We start from the raw sequence: 18,564 nt of genomic DNA, 5'->3' as shown, positions 1-18,564 counted from the left end.
TGCTCCTGTCAATAGTTACGCCCCGTTAGGGCGCCAAAGGGAGCGAATTCACATGCCTGTCACCCCGGGATGGTATTCAGAAGGGGTTCACCGCACCCGCTGCCGTTTTCCGAAGCCGTTACCGCGCGCCCCGAAGCCGGCATCCTTTCCCCCAAAGGAGCAATGAGGCATGAGATTTACCCGATGGAGGGCAGCGCTGGGCACAGCACTGTCTGCCGGCCTGCTGGCCGGACCACTGGCGGCACTGCCCGCCCACGCCGAGGAGGCGGCCCCGTCCGGCGTCGTCATCAACGAGGCGTATCTAAGCGGCGGCAGTGCCAACGCCCCGTTCACCAACAAGTTCGTTGAGCTGTACAACCCCACCAGCTCCGCGGTCAGCCTGGACGGCTGGTCGCTTCAGTACCGCGCTGCTGGCAGCACGGGGGCACCCACCGGAATCGGCCGGCTCTCCGGCAGCATTCCGGCCGGGGGTTACTACCTGATCCAGGGCGCCAGCAACGGCTCCAGCGGTGTTGCCCTGCCCGCAGCCGACGCGACGATCGGCGCCAGCTTCTCCGGAGCCTCCGGCACCCTGGTGCTCGCAAACCAGGCCGCCGCCGTCAATCCCCTGCCCACCGGCTCGGTAACCACGCAGCCCGGCGTAGTGGACCTGCTTGGCTACGGCAGCTCCAACACCTTCGAAACAGCCCCGGCCACCGCACCGGCGGGCAACTCCGACCCGAAGTCCCTGAACCGGACCGATTTCGCGGACAGCAACAACAACGCGGCAGACTTCGCCCTCAGCACCTCCGTCACACCTACGAACACCGCGGGAACGGGAACCGTACCCGACCCTGAGCCCACCGATCCCGAACCGACGGACCCGGAACCCACGGACCCTCCAGCCGGCACGGTTGCCATCGCGGAGATCCAGGGGACCGGCGACGCCAGCCCGCTGGTCGGTGCGAACGTCACCACCCGCGGCAACGTCACCGCCGCGTACCCGACCGGCGGCTTCAGCGGCTACTACATCCAGACCCCGGGCACCGGCGGCGAACTGGATCCGGCCACCCACACCGCCTCGGACGGCATCTTTGTCTTCTCCGCGGCCACAGTCGGCCAGGTCGCAGTCGGGGACTATGTCGAGGTCACCGGAACCGTCGGTGAATACTTCGGCCTGACCCAGCTCACCGTCCCTGCCGGCAGCATGACCAAGCTCAGCGAAGCAGCTGAAGAGGTCAAGCCGGCCACCGTTCCCTGGCCCGCCACGGACACCGAGCGGGAAACCCTTGAAGGCATGCTCCTGGCGCCCCAGGGTGAGTTCACCGTCACGGACAACTACACCCTGAACCAGTACGCGGAAATCGGCCTCGCAGCCGGCAGCGAGACGCTGGTCCAGCCCACCGCCGTCGCACCTGTGGGAACACCGGAGCACGCAGCGGTAGTCGCCAACAATGCGGCAAAAGCCGTAAAGCTCGACGACGGCGCCACCACCAACTTCCTTTCGGCCGCCAACCAGTCCAAGCCGCTGCCGTACCTGACCTCCACCGATCCGGTGCGGATCGGGGCGCCGGTATCCTTCACCACCAACGTGATCCTGGACTTCCGCAACAGCGCCTGGCGGTTCCAGCCGCTGACCGAACTGACTCCCGCCAACGCGGAGACCGTCCAGCCGGCGTCGTTCGAAAACACCCGCACCGCTGCACCGCAGAGTGTGGGCGGCAACCTGAAGCTCGCCGCCTTCAACGTGCTGAACTACTTCAGCACCACCGGCGACGACCTGACGGGCTGCACCTATTACAACGACCGCTCCGGCGCTCCGGTCACCGTCCGTGGCGGCTGCGATGCACGCGGCGCAGCCAACGAGGCGAACCTTGACCGCCAGCAGGCGAAAATCGTGGCAGCGATCAATTCCCTGGGCGCCGATGTCGTCGGGCTCATGGAGATTGAAAACTCCGCCGAACTGGGACAGGACCGGGACACTGCCCTGGCCCACCTCACCGAAGCGCTGAACGCGGCTGCACCGGGAACCTGGGACTACGTCCGCTCCCCCGCAGCCCTGCCCGACGACGAGGACGTAATCCGCACTGCGTTCATCTACCGGACCGCTACCGCCGAACCCGTGGGAGATTCGGTGATCCTGAATGACGAGAGCGTGTTCTCCAACGCCCGCGAGCCCCTCGCCCAGGCCTTCAAGCCTGCCGGCGGGGAAGACAGCGAAAGCTTCGTGGCGATCGCGAACCACTTCAAGTCCAAGGGATCGGCACCGTCCAGCGGCGAGAACGCAGACAACGGACAGGGCGGCTGGAATGCCGACCGCGTCCGTCAGGCCCAGGCCGTAGCTGAGTTCGCTGACACGGTGGCGCAGGAAGCCGGAACCGAGCGGGTCTTCCTGCTCGGCGACTTCAACTCCTACGCCGCGGAAGACCCCATGCAGGTCTTTGCCGAGGCAGGCTACGTGAACCTGGGCAAGGCTACCGGCAAGCACTCCTACGCCTTCAGCGGCCTGGTCGGATCCCTGGACCACGTCTTGGCTTCCCCGGCCGCCGCCGAGGACGTCACCGGCACCGATATCTGGAACATCAACTCGGTTGAATCGATCGCCTTCGAGTACAGCCGGTACAACTACAACGCCACTGATTACTACGCAGCCGATCCCTACCGTTCCTCGGACCACGATCCGATCCTCGTTGGGATGGACCTGACCCCGGCCGAGGCCGAGGTCACTGACCTGAACCTGCTCAACATCAACGATTTCCACGGCCGGATTGACGCCAACACCGTGAACTTCGCCGGAACCGTTGAACAGCTTAAGGCCGCCGCACCGGAGGGCAGCTCGCTGTTCCTCTCCGCCGGCGACAACATCGGCGCCTCCCTGTTCGCCTCTTCGGTGCAGGAGGACCAGCCGACCATCGACGTCCTGAACGCCCTGGACCTGCGGGCCTCGGCAGTGGGCAACCACGAGTTCGACGGCGGGTTCGCGGACCTCACCGACCGCGTGGTTCCGGCCTCGCAGTTCGAATATCTGGGCGCAAATGTGTACCTGAAGGGGACCACCACCCCGGCGCTGCCGGAGTACACCATCCTGGACGTCGACGGCGTGCAGGTGGCTGTAATCGGCGCCGTCACCGAGGAAACCGGAACCCTGGTCTCCCCCGGCGGCATTGCCGACCTTGAGTTCGGGGATCCGGTGGAAGCCGTGAACCGTGTCGCTGAACAGCTCGTCGCCGACGGCCTGGCCGACGTCATCATTGCCGAATACCACGAGGGTGCCGGTTCGGGAACGCCCGACGGCGCCAGCCTGGAAGAGGAAATCGCCGGCGGCGGTGCCTTCGCGGAGATCGTGACGGAGACCTCCGCCCTGGTGGATGCCATCTACACCGGCCACACGCACAAGCAGTACGCGTGGGATGCCCCTGTTCCCGGTGTGGACGGCAAGACCCGTCCCGTTGTCCAGACCGGCTCCTACGGCGAGTTCATTGGCCAGATCGAACTGGCGTACAACGCTGAGACTGACGAGGTGCTCTCCTACACCGCAGGCAACGTGGCCCGTACCACCACGCCCGCGGCGGATCTCGTTGCCGCTTACCCTGCCGTTGCCGAAGTCAGCCGGATCGTCGACGCCGCACTGGCGTACGCGGCCGAGGTCGGCAATCAACCGATCGGCTCGGTCACTGCGGACATCACCACGGCCTTCGCCGGGACTTCCCGCGATGACCGCGGCAACGAATCCACCCTGGGTAACCTGGTGGCCGATTCGCTGCTCTCCTCCCTGGGCTCGCCCGAGCGCGGCGGGGCCGAAATCGGCGTCGTCAACCCCGGCGGGCTGCGGGCTGAGCTGTACTACGGTGAGGACGGCGTGATTACCTACGCCGAAGCCAACGCAGTGCTGCCGTTCGTGAACAACCTGTGGACCACCACCCTCACCGGTGCGCAGCTGAAGTCGGTCCTGGAAGAACAGTGGCAGCCGGATGGAAGTTCCCGGACGTTCCTGGCGCTGGGACTTTCTGACAACGTGACCTACACCTACGATCCGGACCAGCCGCGCGGCTCCCGGATCCAGTCGGTCACCGTCAACGGCGAGGCCCTGGATACCACCCGGGCTTACCGGGTGGGAACGTTCAGCTTCCTGGCGCAGGGCGGGGACAACTTCTCCACCTTCGCGCAGGGCACGGACACCCGTGACTCCGGGCTGATCGACCGGGATGCGTGGATCAGCTACCTGCAGGCCAGCAGCCCGGTCTCCCCGGACTTCGCCCGCCAGGGCGTCATCGTCAAGGCCGCTCCGGCCAATGTGCAGGCCGGATCCAGTGTCTCCTTCGCGGTGGACAAGCTGGACCTGACCTCGCTGGGCAGCCCCGCCAACACCACGCTCGCGGTGAGCTGGGTGCCCGCCGGCGGAACCGCCGTCGCGCTTGGTTCGGTTCCGGTAACGGCCGGTGCCGCCAGCGTCACCGCTGCCATTCCGGCGTCGGCGTCCGGGAACGGAACCCTGGTTCTGACCGCGGATCCCTCCGGCACCACGGTGAGCATCCCGGTAACCGTGGATGAAGCACCCCAGCAGCCGACTTGTATCCGTCCCGTCCCGCCGAAGAACTGGTGGGACGTCCGGGGCTGGCTCAAGTACGCGGTGGACTACGCCCGGTACCTGATCTGCACGATCAGCCGCGGCTAGCCCGCACCGGCTAGGCAATAACGGAGCGGCGCCGTCCGGACCTTCGGGTCCGGGCGGCGCCGCTCTTTTACAGCGGACGAATCCAGCCGGCAGGAGTTCGAATGCTGAACCTGTCGATTACGCGGGATTTCGGACGTAGCGTGAAGGGACAAGGTGCCGGACTACTTCTGGGCGGGAGTGGTTCGGACGAAGTTCATTCTCGAGGATCCATGCCATGGAACAGAGCCAAGGCCGCCAAATGCAGGGAAGAACTGTGCTGGTCACCGGCGCCACCGGCGGGATCGGCCTGGCTACCGCGCAGAAACTGGCAGCAATGGGTGCGCGCCTCGCCGTCACCGGTCGCAGACCGGACCGCGCAGGCGGCTGCGGAAGAGATCAGGAAGGAAAGCGGCGGGAGGGTAGACGTCTTTACCTGTGACCTCTCTTCCCAGGCCGACGTTCGGCGGTTGGCGGGAGAAATCCTGGCAGTGCTTCCCCGCATTGATGTACTTGTCAACAACGTCGGCGGGTATTGGAACACCCGGCACGTCACCGCTGACGGTCTCGAGCAAACATTTGCCTTGAACCATCTGGCCCCGTTCCTGCTGACCAATCTGCTGCTGGCGCGGCTGCGGGAGAGTTCATCTGCCCGGGTGGTGACGGTCTCCTCCAACGCACATGCCTCGGGGCGGATCGATTTCGATGATCTCCAGGGGGCAAACTCCTACTCGGGAGCACGGGCCTACAGCCAGTCAAAGCTCGCCAATGTGCTTTTCACCTACGAGCTGGCACGGAAACTGGAGGGCAGCAGGGTAACTGCCAATGTTCTCCATCCCGGAATAGTAAGCACGTCCTTCGGGACGGAGGACCCCGGAGCGGCCCAGCGCGTGTTCGTGCCGCTGCTGAGGCCCCTTATGCAGCGTGCGGAGGCGGGGGCTGCCACTTCGGTCCGGCTGGCTTCCGCTTCCGAACTCGAAGCGGTGAGCGGGACGTACTTCAGCAGGGGCAAAGTGCGCAGGTCATCCAGACGCAGCTACGACCAGAGGGCCGCCGCACACCTGTGGGCGATCAGTGCAGCCCTCACCAGACTGTCGGACAACCGGTAGGACCGGGGCCGCACGTTGGAAGGTAGGCTAGCGGCCACGCGCCGCTGGCTGCAGCGCGGAGGAAAGCGTCCGGATGGAAGGAACATGACAGTGAGCCTCCTAGGAACCCGCCCAACTGCCCCCGCTCCCCTGCATCCCACCGAACGGCGAAGCTGGGTGAGAGGCCACGGTGCCCAGCTTGCGGTCTACGAATACGGCCCAGAGCCGGGACCGGGGGTGCCCGAGGTGCTGCTGGTGCACGGCTATCCCGACGACCATAGGGTCTTCGCCGGAGTTATCGCACTGCTGGCCGCAGACCACCACGTCATCGCCTACGACACCCGCGACGCAGGACTCTCCACGGTCCAGGAAACCGCGTTGTCGAACTTTCGGCTGCCGCTGCTGGTCGATGACCTGTACACGGTCCTGGAAGCGAAGTCGGCCGGACCCGTACAGCTGGTTGGCCACGACTGGGGTTCTATTCAGGGCTGGGCGGCTGCGCGGGATCCGCGGGCGCAGTCCCGGCTCTCCCGGTACCTCAGCATCTCGGGGCCCGACCTGCAGCATTTCCGCAGCTGGTTCGCCCAGCGGCTGCGGACGCCGCACCGCTGGCCCGATGTGTTCCAGCAATGCCTGCGCAGTTCCTACGTGGGGGCGTTCCAGATCCCGGTGCTTCCCGAACTCTTCTTTTCCGTAATCGGATCAAGCCTCTATCAGCGAACCCAGGAGCGGCCTGCCGGACGCAACCCGCAGCGCGGCCTGGCCCTGTACCGGGCCAACCTCGCTTCCCCGGAGCAGCCCGCGGTGCTGGGCACCGTCCAGATAGCCGTGGACGTGATTGTGCCGCTGCACGATCCGTTCCTTTCCCCGGCCCTAAACCAGGGTGTGGAGGAGTTCGCGCCTCAGGTACGGTTCACCGTCGTCGATGCCGGCCACTGGTGGCCGGCATCGCACGCCGCAGACCTTGCCGCCCGGCTCAGGGAGGGTTCCGCGCGTTTAATCCGCCCCTAACCGCGGCGGGGCCGGTGTCGCAGAGCTGTCCTCAGTCGCCAAACCTCGCCACCAGGCGGCCAAGGACCTCGTTGTTCTTCAGCCGTTCAAGGCCGTTGGCGATCTCTTCGAAACCGATTTCCTCGTAACCGGGGCGGATCTCCCCACGCAGCATCAGGTCAAAGACCTCCTCGATGTCCTCCACGGTGCCGCCAAGCGAGCCTTCTAGCTTCTTGCCCAGGATGGTGTTGGTTGCCACCGTGAACGTGGGTTTTCCCAGACCGACCTGCACGACTTTGCCGCCGCGCTTCACGGCGTTGATGGCCTTCTGCGTGGTGTCGAAGCCGGCGTAGTCCACGATGAGGTCAAAGTCCCCGCCGGCGCGCGGGTCCTGGACCCATTCGGCTGCATCCTTGACGCAGCTGACGGCACCAACCTCGCGGGCGTTATCCCAGGCTTCTTCCTTCATCTCCGCGACGTGGACTTCGGCACCGGTGAGCACAGCCGCTCGGGCGCCGATCTGCCCCAGGCCGCCGAAGCCGATGACACCTACTTTCATGCCTTTCGCCGCGCCGCCAACCTTGATCATGGCGTGGTAGGAGGTCATGCCCGCATCAGTGGCGAGGGCAGCCAGCGAGAGGTCCAGCCCTTCGGGAACCCTGGCAAGGTCCCGGTAGTCAGCTGCGAGTCTGTCGGCGAACCCTCCCGGCGTGAACATCCCCAGCGGTGGCTGCACTCCTGAGGAGCAGACTCCCACAACGTCGCCCACCTTGAAACCGGTGACCTCGTTCCCGAGGGCGGTGACGACCCCGGCGTTCTCATGTCCCTGCGTCATGGGCAGGAACGGCATGGCCTGGTCCCCGACTTCCATGTACATCACATCGGAGTGGCAGAGCCCTGCGGCTTTGACGTCGATGATTACCTGCGTTGGACCCGGAACCGGTTCCGGGATGTCATTTAGCTGGATCGGCTTGCGCCCCCCCATGTACTGCCAGGCTTTCACAACAACTCCTCTCACCGGGGCCGAAGGGCGGCATTGCCCCTGCGCGTGCACTCTGATGGCACGTTCCAGTGGTGGAATCCCCTTGGTTCCAGTTTAGAAGTGGGCGCAACCTAGGCCCCGCCCTACTGCCGGGGGTCGGGGTTCTTCGGATCCTCGGATCCCATGTCGGCTGCGCCGAGCACACTGGCCACGGGGTTGTCGGTCTTCTCATTGGCCCGCGGCTTGAGCTCCGGGTGGTGCAGGTCCAGTGCCGGCCGCTCGGACCGGATCCTGGGCAGCGACGTGAAGTTGTGCCGCGGCGGCGGGCAGGACGTGGCCCATTCGAGTGAGCACCCAAAACCCCACGGATCGTCCACTTCCACTTTCTTCCCGCGCCGCCAGGTCACGTAGACGTTCCAGAAGAACGGAATCATGGAGAACCCGAGAATCAGGGAACCGATGGTGGAGAGCTGGTTCATCGCCGTGAAGTTGTCCTCCACCAGGTAGTCCGCATAGCGCCGCGGCATGCCCAGCACACCGAGCCAGTGCTGAATCATGAAGGTCAGGTGGAAGCCCAGGAACAGCAGCCAGAAGTGGATCTTTCCCAGCCGCTCGTTGAGCATCTTGCCGGTCCACTTTGGCCACCAGAAGTAGAACCCGCCGAACATCGCGAACACCACCGTGCCGAAGACCACGTAATGGAAATGGGCCACCACAAAGTAGGTGTCTGAAACGTGGAAGTCCAGCGGCGGTGAGGACAGGATGATGCCGGTCAGCCCGCCGAACAGGAACGTGATGAGGAATCCGAGGGCCCACATCATGGGCGTCTCGAAGGTAATGGAACCGCGCCACATGGTGCCGATCCAGTTGAAGAACTTCACGCCGGTGGGCACGGCGATGAGCATGGTCATGATCGCGAAGAACGGCAGGAACACCTGCCCGGTGACGTACATGTGGTGTGCCCAGACGGTCATGGACAGGCCCGCGATCGCGATCGTCGCAAAGATCAGGCCCTTGTAGCCGAAGATCGGTTTGCGGCTGAACACCGGCAGGATTTCCGAGATGATCCCGAAGAACGGCAGCGCGATGATGTAGACCTCCGGATGGCCGAAGAACCAGAACAGGTGCTGCCAGAGGATGGCCCCGCCGTTCTCCGGATCGAAGATGTGGGCGTCGAACCTGCGGTCCGCTCCCAGGGCGAACAGCGCGGCTGCCAGCGGCGGGAACGCCATCAGTACCAGGATGGCGGTGACCAGCGTGTTCCAGGTGAAGATCGGCATGCGCCACATGGTCATGCCGGGAGCGCGCATGCAGATGATGGTGGTGACGAAGTTGACCGAGCCGAGGATGGTTCCGAATCCGGACAGCGCCAGGCCAAAGACCCACAGGTCCCCGCCGATACCGGGCGAGAACGTGGTGTTGGACAACGGTGCGTACGCCGTCCAGCCGAAGGATGCCGCTCCCTGCGGGGTCAGGAACCCTGAGATCGCAATCAGGGAGCCGAAGAGGAAGAACCAGTAGGCCAGGGCGTTCAGGCGCGGGAACGCGACGTCCGGCGCCCCGATCTGCAGCGGCATCATCACGTTCGCAAAGCCGGCGAAGAGCGGGGTGGCGAACATCAGCAGCATCAGTGTGCCGTGCATGGTGAACAGCTGGTTGTACTGCTCGCGGGAAGAGACGATTTCAAGTCCCGGCTGGAAGAGCTCGGCCCGGATGATCAGGGCCATGACCCCGGCCAGGCAGAAGAAAATGAAGGACGTGATCAGGTACAGGTAGCCGATCTTCTTGTGGTCGGTGGTGGTCAGCCAGTCGACGACGATGCGGCCGCGGGAGACCGGCACGACGCGCGGCGGTACGGTTGTTCCTTCATCTGCCGAATACTTCAACGTAGACATCAGCGCCGCCTAGGGGTCCGCAGGAGGTTCAGTCCGTACACGGGCCCCGCCGCTCGCAGGCCAGTGTGCCTTGTATCGTAGGACCCCCTACGGGGCAGGTCCATAGGCAGCACAGGGTTTTTGCCGTGTCCGCCCCGGCTTAGCTGCCTGCCCTTGTCCCGGGAACCCGCTTCCCGGCCCGCCAGACCGCAGCTGTGAGGGGCATCCCGGGGCGGTAGGCGAGGTAAGCGGCAGACGGCGCGTTCAGCAGGTGGATATCTGCCCGGTGCCCGACGGCGATCGAGCCCACCGCCCGCTGCCCGTCGGCGTCGTTCCCCGTGTGCCGCCGCAGTGCGAGCGCCCCGCCGTAGGTCGCGGCACGGATGGCTTCGGGAACGCTGAGTTCCATCTGCAGCACGGCCGTCGCCACACAGAACGCCATGGATGAGGTGTAGGACGTGCCGGGATTGCAGTTCGTTGCCAGGGCGATTTCGACGCCGGCATCCAGCAGTTCCCGGCCCGGGGCCAGCGGCTGCCGGGTGGAGAGATCGCAGGCCGGCAGGCAGGTGGCCACGGTCCCCGGAGTTCCCGTCCCTGTGGAGGAGTTCCAGCCGGTCCAGGTTCCGGCGAGTGCGTCGATGTCCTGCGCAGACAGGTAGTTCACGTGATCCACGCTGGCCGCTCCGAATTCGGCCGCCAGCTGCACCCCGGCGCCAGGGCCAAGCTGGTTGCCGTGGACGCGCAGGCCCAGGCCGGCGTCCCGGCAGGCATTGAGTACCCGGCGGGACTGTTCTTCGGTGAAGGCGCCGCGCTCGCAGAACACGTCGGCCCACTGCACGTAGGGCAGCACACCGGCGAGCATGGGACCGCAGACAAGGTCGGTGTATTCGTCGCCGTCCAGGCCGTCCGGGACCAGGTGCGCCCCCAGGTAGGTCACGTCATCCACCACGCTGGAAGCGATCCGGGCGCTGCGGGTTTCCTGCTCAACATCCAGCCCGTATCCGGTCTTGGTTTCCAGCCAGGTTGTTCCGCCTGCGGCGGCTTCGGCCCGGCGCGCCAGCAGCATCCGGGTGAGATCGTAGTCCCCGGCGGCACGCGTGGCTTCCATGGTCACGGCGATGCCGCCGGCACTGTAGCTCTCCCCCGCCATCCGGGCAGCGAACTCGGCGCTGCGGTCCCCGGCGAAGACCAGGTGTGTGTGCGAATCGACCCAGCCGGGAAGCATGGCCCGCCCGCCGGCGTCGACCATCCGGTCAGCGGCGGGGGCGGCGCCGGCGGAACCAAGCCAGCTGATGCGCTCGCTTTCGAACACCACCGCGGCATCCCGAATCACCGCGTCATCACCGCGGGCAGGATCCATGGTGGACAGTTCGCTGATGTTGGTAATCAGAATCGAGCCGCTCACCGCCGGCCCTCCTTTACGGGTTCTGCGGCGGGGGCGCTCCCAGCCAGATCGAGGTTCACGATGGCCGCGGCCAGCAGCGGACCAGGGTCTCCCAGGCGAAGGTGCCGCCCCCGGTCCGCTGCCGGAGCGCCGCCAATGACGACGGCGGTGACGTCCTGCGCGGTGGCGGTCAGTGCCAGCTGCGCAGGGTCGGATCCTGCGGTCCGGACGGTGTGCGGGTCTACCGCCATGAGGTCGCAGACCCTGCCCGGCGCGAAGCCCGGAGCGCGGCGGCCCTGGGCGGCAGCACCGCCGTCGGACAGTGATGCGTGCAGGGCCGCGGGACTGAACCGCCCGCGGACTCCGGAGGACAGCCGTTCGCCATGTTCCAGGGCTCGCATCTCCAGCCACGGATCAAGCACTGCGTGCTGGTCTGAGCCAAGGGCGATCCGCGACCCGGCCTCGGAGAGTGCTGCAGCAGGTCCGATTCCGTCTGCGAGGTCCGCTTCGGTGCTGGGACACATTACGACTGTTGCTCCGGCGTCCCCGAGCAGCGCGATGTCTTCCGGAGCCAGATGCGTGGCGTGCACGGCGGCCAGCCGGGGTCCCAGCAGCCCGTGCCGGTGCAGCAGCTGGACAGGGGTGAGCCCTGTCGCTTCGAGGCAGTCCTGGTTTTCCGCCGGCTGCTCGGAGACGTGAACGTGCAGCGGCAGTTCGGGGTCCAGTCCGTCGGCGATCGTCTGAAGCGCCTCCGCGGGAACCGCCCGCACGGAGTGTAGAGCCGCGCCGACGGAAACGTATGCCGGATCGAACTCCGCTTCAAAAGCGTGCCTCAGGTCGGTGAGCCGCCTGAGCCAGGCGTCTGCGCTGCCGTCGCTGAAGCGTGCCTGTTCTGCGCTGAGCGGCTCGCCGAATCCGCCGGACAGGTAGCAGGTGTCCAGCAGGGTCAAGCGGATTCCTGCGCTCTGGGCAGCACGCGCCAGTGCCAGTTCCATCGCGTGCCCGGCATACGGCGTTCCGTCGAGGCGGTGGTGGACATAGTGGAACTCCGCTACAGAGGTGTAGCCGGCCGTGACCATTTCGGCGAAAACGGCGGTGGCCAGTTCCTCGTAAAGCGCCGGGGTAAGCGCGCCGGCGGCGCGGTACATTTCCTGCCGCCAGGTCCAGAAACTCCCTGCACCGCCGAGGTGTGTGCGCCCGCGCAGGGCCCGGTGGAAGGCATGCGAGTGGGCGTTGGAGGCAGCGGGGAAAACGATGCCGTTCAGCACCAGGTCCCCCGGGCGGGCATCGGTGCCGGTTTCAACGGAGGCCACAATGCCGCCGGTGTCCACACTGAGCCGCACTCCGGCCCCCATCCGGCCGTCCCAAACGGCCCGTTCACACCAGACCGCCCTTGACGGGCGGGTCACAGCAGTGACTCCAGGACGTCGGCGAGGGCCTCGGCCGAATAATCGGCGTCGGCGTCTTCCACGTACTCCTCCGGGGAATGCGAGATGCCTGAGGGATTGCGGACAAAGACCATACCCGCCGGCACATGCCCGGCCAGGATCCCGGCGTCGTGCCCTGCTCCGGTGGCCAGGACGGGCGCCTGCGGCAGGGCAAGCTGGAGCTGGCGCTGCAGGGCCGGGTCAAACGAGGTGGTGGGGCTGAAGGATTCCTGGGCCAGGGAAACGGAGCAGCCTTCGAAGGCGGCGATCTTCTGGGCCTTGCCGTGGATGGTTTCCACCAGCTGTGCGGTGACCGCGTCCTCCTCGTGTCGGGCGTCCAGCCACAGGTCCACCCGTGACGGGATGACGTTGGTGCCCCCGGGGACGGCCGAGATCCGGCCGACGGTGGCCCGGGCCCCGGGCTCGGCCGACGCGGCCTGCTGCACGGCTGAGATGATCTGCGCTGCGGCCACCAAGGGGTCCGCCCGGTCCTCCATCAGCGTGGTGCCGGCATGGTTGCCCTGGCCGTGCACGGTGAGCTTCCAGCGGCCGTGGCCCAGGATCGAACTGCCGACGGCGACGGCCGGGCCGTCCTCACCGAGCCCGCGGCCCTGTTCCACGTGCAGTTCCACGAAATCGCCGATCCGGGCCAGTGCTTCCTCGTCCCGGCCGATATGTTCCGGGTCCAGCCCGGCGGCCCGGGCGGCCTCCGCGAAGGTGGTTCCGCCGTCGTCGCGCAGGTTCCGGGTCTTGTCCGGGTCGATGGCACCGGTCAGTAGCCGCGAACCGAGGCAGGCGACGCCGAAGCGGGAGCCCTCTTCCTCGGGGAACACCGTGATGGCCAGCGACCGGTTGCGCTGCACACCGCGTTCCTTCAGGACGTCGACGGCGGCCAGGGCAGCGGCGATCCCCAGCGGCCCGTCGAACGCGCCGCCGCCGGGAACTGAGTCCAGGTGGCTTCCGGTGACCAGGGCACCGTTCTGGGGTTCGCCCCACCAGGCCCACAGAATGCCGTTGCGGTCAGTCTCCACGTCGAGACCACGGGCCTGCGCTTCGGACACGAACCAGGAACGCAGGTCCGTCTCCGCCGCGGAGAAGACCGGACGGCTGTAACCGCCGCGCACCGGGTCGCGGCCGATGCCGGAGATCGCTTCGAGGAGGGTGGTAACTGCTGCCATGCTGGTGTCCTTGCCGGGGTTGGATCGGTGGTGCTGGTTCAAGCTTGGTATGGCCGGAGGCGCGGGCCTATTCGGCCATGGGGATGCGGACGCCGCGCTCTTTGGCGACCTGCGCCGCCTCGCCGTAGCCGGCGTCGACGTGCCGCATGACCCCAGTACCCGGGTCATTGGTGAGCAGCCGTTCGAGCTTGCGGGCGGCCAGTTCGGTGCCGTCCGCCACGGAAACCTGCCCGGCATGCAGCGACCGGCCGATCCCAACCCCGCCGCCGTGGTGGATGGAGACCCACGTGGCACCGGAGGACGTGTTCAGCAGGGCGTTGAGCAGCGGCCAGTCAGCGATCGCGTCGGAACCGTCCTTCATGGCCTCCGTTTCCCGGTACGGCGACGCGACCGATCCGGAGTCCAGGTGGTCGCGGCCAATCACGATCGGTGCGGACACCTTGCCTTCGGCGACCAGCCGGTTGAACAGCAGCCCGGCCTTGGCGCGTTCTCCGTAGCCCAGCCAGCAAATCCGGGCCGGCAGGCCCTCGAACTCGACATGTTCCGCGGCGGCGTCCAGCCAGCGGTGGAGGTGCTGCTTTTCCGGAAAGAGTTCCTTCAGTGCGGCGTCCGTGACGGCGATGTCCGCCGGGTCGCCGGAGAGCGCCACCCAGCGGAACGGCCCCATGCCCTCGCAGAACAGCGGCCGGATGTACGCGGGGACGAAGCCGGGGAAGTCGAAGGCGCGGTCATAGCCGCCCTGGCGGGCTTCGTCGCGGATCGAGTTGCCGTAGTCGAACACCTCGGCGCCGGCGTCCTGGAACCCGACCATGGCTTCAACGTGCCGGGCCATGGAAGCCTGGGCCTTCTTGGTGAAACCCACCGGATCGGCATCGGCTTCGCGGTGCCAGTCCTCCATGCGGATGCCTTCCGGGAGGTAGCTGAGCGGATCGTGCGCTGAGGTCTGGTCCGTGACGATGTCGAAGTCCGCACCATCGCCGGCGTTCCGGCGGCGGAGCAATTCGGGGAAGACCTCCGCGGCGTTGCCGACCAGGCCCACGGAGAGCGCCCGGCCTTCGGCCTTGGCCGCCATCACCTTGGCGAGGGCAGCGTCGAGGTCGGTCTCGACGTCGTCGAGGTAGCGTTTGCCGGCGCGGCGCTGCAGCCGGGACTCGTCGACGTCGACAATCAGTACCGCTCCGCCGTTGAGGGTGACGGCGAGCGGCTGGGCGCCGCCCATTCCGCCGCAGCCCCCGGTGAGCGTGGCGGTGCCGGCCAGGGTGCCGCCGAACCGCTTGTTCGCGATGGCAGCGAAGGTCTCGTAGGTGCCCTGAAGGATGCCCTGGGTGCCGATATAGATCCACGACCCGGCGGTCATCTGTCCGTACATAGTCAGGCCTTCGGCTTCCAGCCGGCGGAACTCGGGCCAGGTGGACCAGTCCCCCACGAGGTTGGAGTTGGCGATCAGTACCCGCGGCGCCCATTCATTAGTGCGGAAGACACCCACGGGTTTACCGGACTGGACCAGGAGGGTCTCGTCGTCGTCGAGAGTCTTCAGGGTGCGGACAATCGCGTCGAAGGATTCCCAGCTCCGGGCAGCCTTGCCGGTGCCGCCGTAGACCACCAGGCCCTCGGGCCGTTCGGCAACCTCGGGGTCCAGGTTGTTCATCAGCATCCGCAGGGGCGCTTCGGTCTGCCAGCTGCGGGCGTTCAGGCCGGTACCGCGCGGGGCACGGACGGTGCGCGGGGTGTTTTCGTTCATGGGGTTCTCCGTCGTCGTTGTCGGGAAGGTGGGTTAGCCGAAGGCGTGGACTGCGGCTGTCTCGGTGGCCAGTATCTGGCTGATGTCTTTGATCCGGCCGGGGGTCACGCGGTAGCTGGGTACCACGACGCTCATGGCGGCCACGGCTTTTCCGCCTGCGGTCAGCGGCACGGCGATGGCCGTGATGTCGGGTTCGACGCCGTCGCTCACCACGGCGCAGCCGGTCCCGTCGACCTCGCCGCGCATCGCCTTTCCAGCTGCACTGGTTTCCAGATCGAACCGGCGGCCCACCCAGTTGGCGTGCCGGACGGACTGCGTGCCTTCGGAGATCGCAATGTACAGGCCGTGGCCGCCCGCTGCCGGAATGCTGAGGTAGGTGGATTCACCGGTCTGATCCACGATCCGGTCCATCGCGTCGCGGTAGGTGGCGATCAGTGATTCGGAGCTCAGGGCGAGGACTCCGAGCTGAACGATCGCCGGCCCGGGGCGGTAGGTCCCGTTCTCTTCCCGCCGCAGGAAGTCGGTTCCTTCCAGGGTGCGGAGCAGACGCAGCGCGGTGCTGGTGGAAAGGCCTGCAGCTTTGGCGGCTTCGGACTGCGTCACCGCACCCTGCCGGCACACCACGCTGAGCAGGGACAGCGCGCGTTCAACTGTCCGGGTGGTGCTGTCTGCCTTGGCTGTCTCGGCCATGCTGCTGCTTTCGTCGCTCGGTATTGCCACCTAGTAAAACAGCAATTTCACTAGGTGGCTAGACTCCCACACTAGTTGAAGCTTCAATAAAGTTGTGCAATAGTAGTTGAAGCTTCAAGTTTTTGGCGGTTTTCGCCGCCGCCCCTATCCGAAAAGAATCCAGTGGCTTTCCGTTTCCCCCTCTTTCGAAAGAAGAAGACAATGACTGATCTCACCATCATCGGTACCGGCAACATGGCGCGCGGGCTGGCTGCCCGAGCAGTGGCAGCGGGACGTTCGGTCCAGCTCCTGGCCCACGAGGACAAGGCGAAGGCCGACTCCCTCGCGGCAGAACTGGACGGGAAGATCACCACCGGAGTCCTGGGTGAGCAGCTCACCGGCGCCCTGGTAATTCCGGCGGTCTACTTCGACGCCTCCCGGGCCATCGCGGAGCAGTACGGCGATGCACTGACCGGCAAGGTGTACGTGGACATCACCAACCCCGTGGATTTCGCAACCTTCGATTCGCTGTCCGTTCCCGCTGACAGCTCCGCGGCCGAGGAACTGCAGAAGGCAACTGGGGCAAAGGTGGTCAAGGCCTTCAACACAACCTTCGCCGCCACCCTCTCGAACGGAACCGTTGCCGGACACCCGCTGGATGTACTCATCGCAGGGGACGACGCCGCTGCAACCCAGGCCGTGGTCGAGTTCGCTTCCGCTGCAGGGCTGAATCCCGTCGTCGTCGGCCCGCAGCGCCGTGCCCGCCAGCTCGAGCACATGGGCTTCCTGCACATCCTGCTTTCCGCCAACGAAGAGCTTCCCGCCTACCAGTGGAATTCTGCGCTGAAGGTTGTTCCGGCCGCGTAGCTTTTCTCGCCGGTTTTACCGCTCCGGCCCGCGCTCCTATCCGGGGCGCGGGCCGGTCGTGGTTTTTTGAGTGGCTAGCTGCTGGTTATGAAGTAGAAGACCACACCCGCTGCCACCATAAAGCCCATGCCGGCCAGCCCCAGGCCCCTCAATTGTGCGGGGGTTGGCGGGTTTGTCCTGCGGACGACAGTCTGGATAAGCCCGAGTGCGCCGAACCCCAGGGCTATCAGCACCAGCACAATAAAAACGAGCACCAGCGGGTCGAATCCCTGACTCAAAGGATCAGGCCCGTCGTGGGCAGAACGTGCCATAACCCCGGTCAGGGACAGAATGACCAACACTGCTCCCATCACGATTCCGCCGAGGATCGGCAACAGGAGAGCTGCCTTCATACGCTCCGGGCCCGTGTCCACCTTCGTCGCGACCTTCTTCCCCAGAAAGAACTCAGGCTGGGAGCTGGCGAAACCGCTGATGGCGTCCCTCTTGCGAAAAGCGAAAATACAGGCGGCGGTCATCAGCGTTCCGATGATCAGTCCGGGCCAGGAAATGTCCACTCATCACTCCTCGTTGTCAGATGGCTGCGCGATGGACAGTCAAGACTGGTCGCATACCCACGAACTGCGGCCCATGCCGAACCTGCACATGAAGTCCGGGTGATTGATGTCGCCGCCATCCAGCACGAGCATTATCGCCAGCACCATGAGCGCCAGGCAGACGGCCATGATGGCCCAGAACCGCTTCCAGCTCATGGCCCGGTCGCCAGTATCGATTTTCCAAACAGCCTCACCTTCCCCTCTTTTCCACGTTTCTGCGATAAACGAGCCCGACCACGTAGATGAGCAACACGGTTCCGGGAGCGCCGAGAAGGGGCGAGCCGTCTGGAACAAGGAATGCCAGCAGTACAGTGGCGGCCACGAAACACAAAAACGCAAGGCCGATCTTCTTTGTGAGGGTCACTGCAACTCCGTTCTGGCCGGACCCGCGCAGGCAGGCTCACCTGAGTCGTTGCCTCCACCAGAATCCCCCGGGATACGAGACTGTGCCGGAACGGGCGCCCCGGCGGACCGAATCTAGCCCGAAACCCTCTGGCTGTCTGCTGTAGCCAGTACCTGAATTCCTACTCGTTGGTCCGCTGCTGCGGATTGGCCACCCGCGCGACCTGTGGCCCAGCCCGCCAAACCCTCGGTGACATAACGTCGTTTAGCCTCCATTTACGCAAACCCTCGGTGACTTGACGTCGCTAAAGTGGGGGCGGAGTCAACCGATTAGTGCAACGCGGGTTTCAGGCTGCTGCGGGGTGCAGCAGCTCCGCAAGTCTTTGGGCTGGTGTCGCCAGGCCCAACGTCGGCCGGGGCCGGCGGTTCAAGGAGTCCTGGACTTTTCGCAGATCGGCCTTGGAATACACGCTCAGATCCGTGCCCTTCTCGAACCAGTGCCGCAGCAACCGGTTTGTGTTCTCGTTCGTGCCTCGCTGCCAGGGTGAGTGAGGGTCGCAGAAATACACAGGCGCCCCCAGCTCCATGGTGATCTGCCGGTGCTTGACCATCTCCGCGCCCCGGTCCCAGGTCACCGTCCGCAGCAGGTCGGCCGGCAGGTGCTTCATAGCAGCGATCATCGCCTCGGCCACGGCCTCGGAGGTATGGCGTTCTGGCAGATGCAGCAGGATCGTGAACCGGGTCGAGCGTTCCACCAGTGTCCCGATAGCCGACTTGGAACCGGTCCCGATGATCAGGC

The 18,564-nt window shown here is 65.9% G+C and carries 14 protein-coding genes and 1 pseudogene; 4 read left to right on the top strand and 11 right to left on the bottom strand.

Features of this window, described 5'->3' with window-relative positions; all coding sequences use genetic code 11:
- The first annotated feature begins 169 nt into the window (after window positions 1-169).
- From AO716_RS09835 to AO716_RS09825, 3 genes and pseudogenes are all read left to right on the top strand, one after another.
- Window positions 170-4,654 (top strand): ExeM/NucH family extracellular endonuclease, encoded by a 4,485-nt coding sequence (locus tag AO716_RS09835; RefSeq protein ID WP_055240707.1) that lies wholly within the window; start codon window positions 170-172, stop codon window positions 4,652-4,654.
- Window positions 4,655-4,868: 214 nt separating this feature from the next.
- Window positions 4,869-5,739 (top strand): annotated as a pseudogene (locus tag AO716_RS09830) (SDR family oxidoreductase).
- Window positions 5,740-5,829: 90 nt separating this feature from the next.
- The gene (locus AO716_RS09825; RefSeq protein WP_235472054.1) at window positions 5,830-6,729 is read left to right on the top strand and encodes an alpha/beta fold hydrolase; all 900 of its coding nucleotides are present in this window, start codon (window positions 5,830-5,832) and stop codon (window positions 6,727-6,729) included.
- A 31-nt stretch (window positions 6,730-6,760) separates the two neighbouring features.
- Here AO716_RS09825 and AO716_RS09820 read toward each other — a convergent pair whose 3' ends face one another.
- From AO716_RS09820 to AO716_RS09790, 7 genes are all read right to left on the bottom strand, one after another.
- The gene (locus tag AO716_RS09820) at window positions 6,761-7,711 is read right to left on the bottom strand and encodes a zinc-binding dehydrogenase (RefSeq protein ID WP_055240705.1); all 951 of its coding nucleotides are present in this window, start codon (window positions 7,709-7,711) and stop codon (window positions 6,761-6,763) included.
- 122 nt (window positions 7,712-7,833) lie between these two features.
- On the bottom strand, window positions 7,834-9,585 hold the full coding sequence (gene ctaD, locus AO716_RS09815; RefSeq protein ID WP_055240704.1) for a cytochrome c oxidase subunit I: 1,752 nt from the start codon (window positions 9,583-9,585) through the stop codon (window positions 7,834-7,836).
- Between the two features lie 139 nt (window positions 9,586-9,724).
- Complete coding sequence (locus tag AO716_RS09810) at window positions 9,725-10,924, bottom strand: amidohydrolase family protein (protein WP_055242096.1); 1,200 nt, start codon at window positions 10,922-10,924, stop codon at window positions 9,725-9,727.
- 41 nt (window positions 10,925-10,965) lie between these two features.
- Window positions 10,966-12,303, bottom strand: a complete 1,338-nt coding sequence (locus AO716_RS09805) for a formimidoylglutamate deiminase (protein ID WP_055240703.1) — start codon at window positions 12,301-12,303, stop codon at window positions 10,966-10,968.
- A 50-nt stretch (window positions 12,304-12,353) separates the two neighbouring features.
- Window positions 12,354-13,553, bottom strand: coding sequence for an allantoate amidohydrolase (locus AO716_RS09800; protein ID WP_055240702.1), 1,200 nt, complete (start codon window positions 13,551-13,553; stop codon window positions 12,354-12,356).
- Between the two features lie 67 nt (window positions 13,554-13,620).
- Window positions 13,621-15,294 carry a urocanate hydratase gene (gene hutU / locus AO716_RS09795; protein ID WP_055240701.1) on the bottom strand — a complete coding sequence of 558 codons (1,674 nt, stop codon included), beginning with the start codon at window positions 15,292-15,294 and terminating at the stop codon, window positions 13,621-13,623.
- A gap of 33 nt (window positions 15,295-15,327) precedes the next feature.
- Complete coding sequence (locus AO716_RS09790) at window positions 15,328-15,984, bottom strand: IclR family transcriptional regulator (protein ID WP_055240700.1); 657 nt, start codon at window positions 15,982-15,984, stop codon at window positions 15,328-15,330.
- Between the two features lie 201 nt (window positions 15,985-16,185).
- Here AO716_RS09790 and AO716_RS09785 point away from each other — a divergent pair, with 201 nt between their 5' ends.
- Complete coding sequence (locus tag AO716_RS09785) at window positions 16,186-16,830, top strand: NADPH-dependent F420 reductase (protein ID WP_055240699.1); 645 nt, start codon at window positions 16,186-16,188, stop codon at window positions 16,828-16,830.
- 74 nt (window positions 16,831-16,904) lie between these two features.
- Here AO716_RS09785 and AO716_RS09780 read toward each other — a convergent pair whose 3' ends face one another.
- From AO716_RS09780 to AO716_RS17575, 4 genes are all read right to left on the bottom strand, one after another.
- Entirely contained in the window at window positions 16,905-17,384 is a 480-nt protein-coding gene (locus AO716_RS09780) for a hypothetical protein (RefSeq protein WP_055240698.1), read from the bottom strand.
- A 39-nt stretch (window positions 17,385-17,423) separates the two neighbouring features.
- Entirely contained in the window at window positions 17,424-17,579 is a 156-nt protein-coding gene (locus AO716_RS17450) for a hypothetical protein (protein ID WP_160317923.1), read from the bottom strand.
- 34 nt (window positions 17,580-17,613) lie between these two features.
- Window positions 17,614-17,787: a hypothetical protein gene (locus tag AO716_RS17445; RefSeq protein WP_160317922.1), complete on the bottom strand. Its 174-nt coding sequence runs from the start codon at window positions 17,785-17,787 to the stop codon at window positions 17,614-17,616.
- 325 nt (window positions 17,788-18,112) lie between these two features.
- Window positions 18,113-18,564, bottom strand: a 452-nt coding sequence (locus tag AO716_RS17575) for an IS30 family transposase (RefSeq protein WP_200907614.1), incomplete at its 5' end; no start/stop codon positions are given.

It is taken from the genome of Arthrobacter sp. Edens01, from assembly GCF_001307035.1.
Taxonomy (GTDB): Bacteria; Actinomycetota; Actinomycetes; order Actinomycetales; family Micrococcaceae; genus Arthrobacter_B.
The sequence above is the reverse complement of the archived record's forward strand: the minus strand, read 5'-3'. Positions and strand labels throughout refer to the sequence as shown.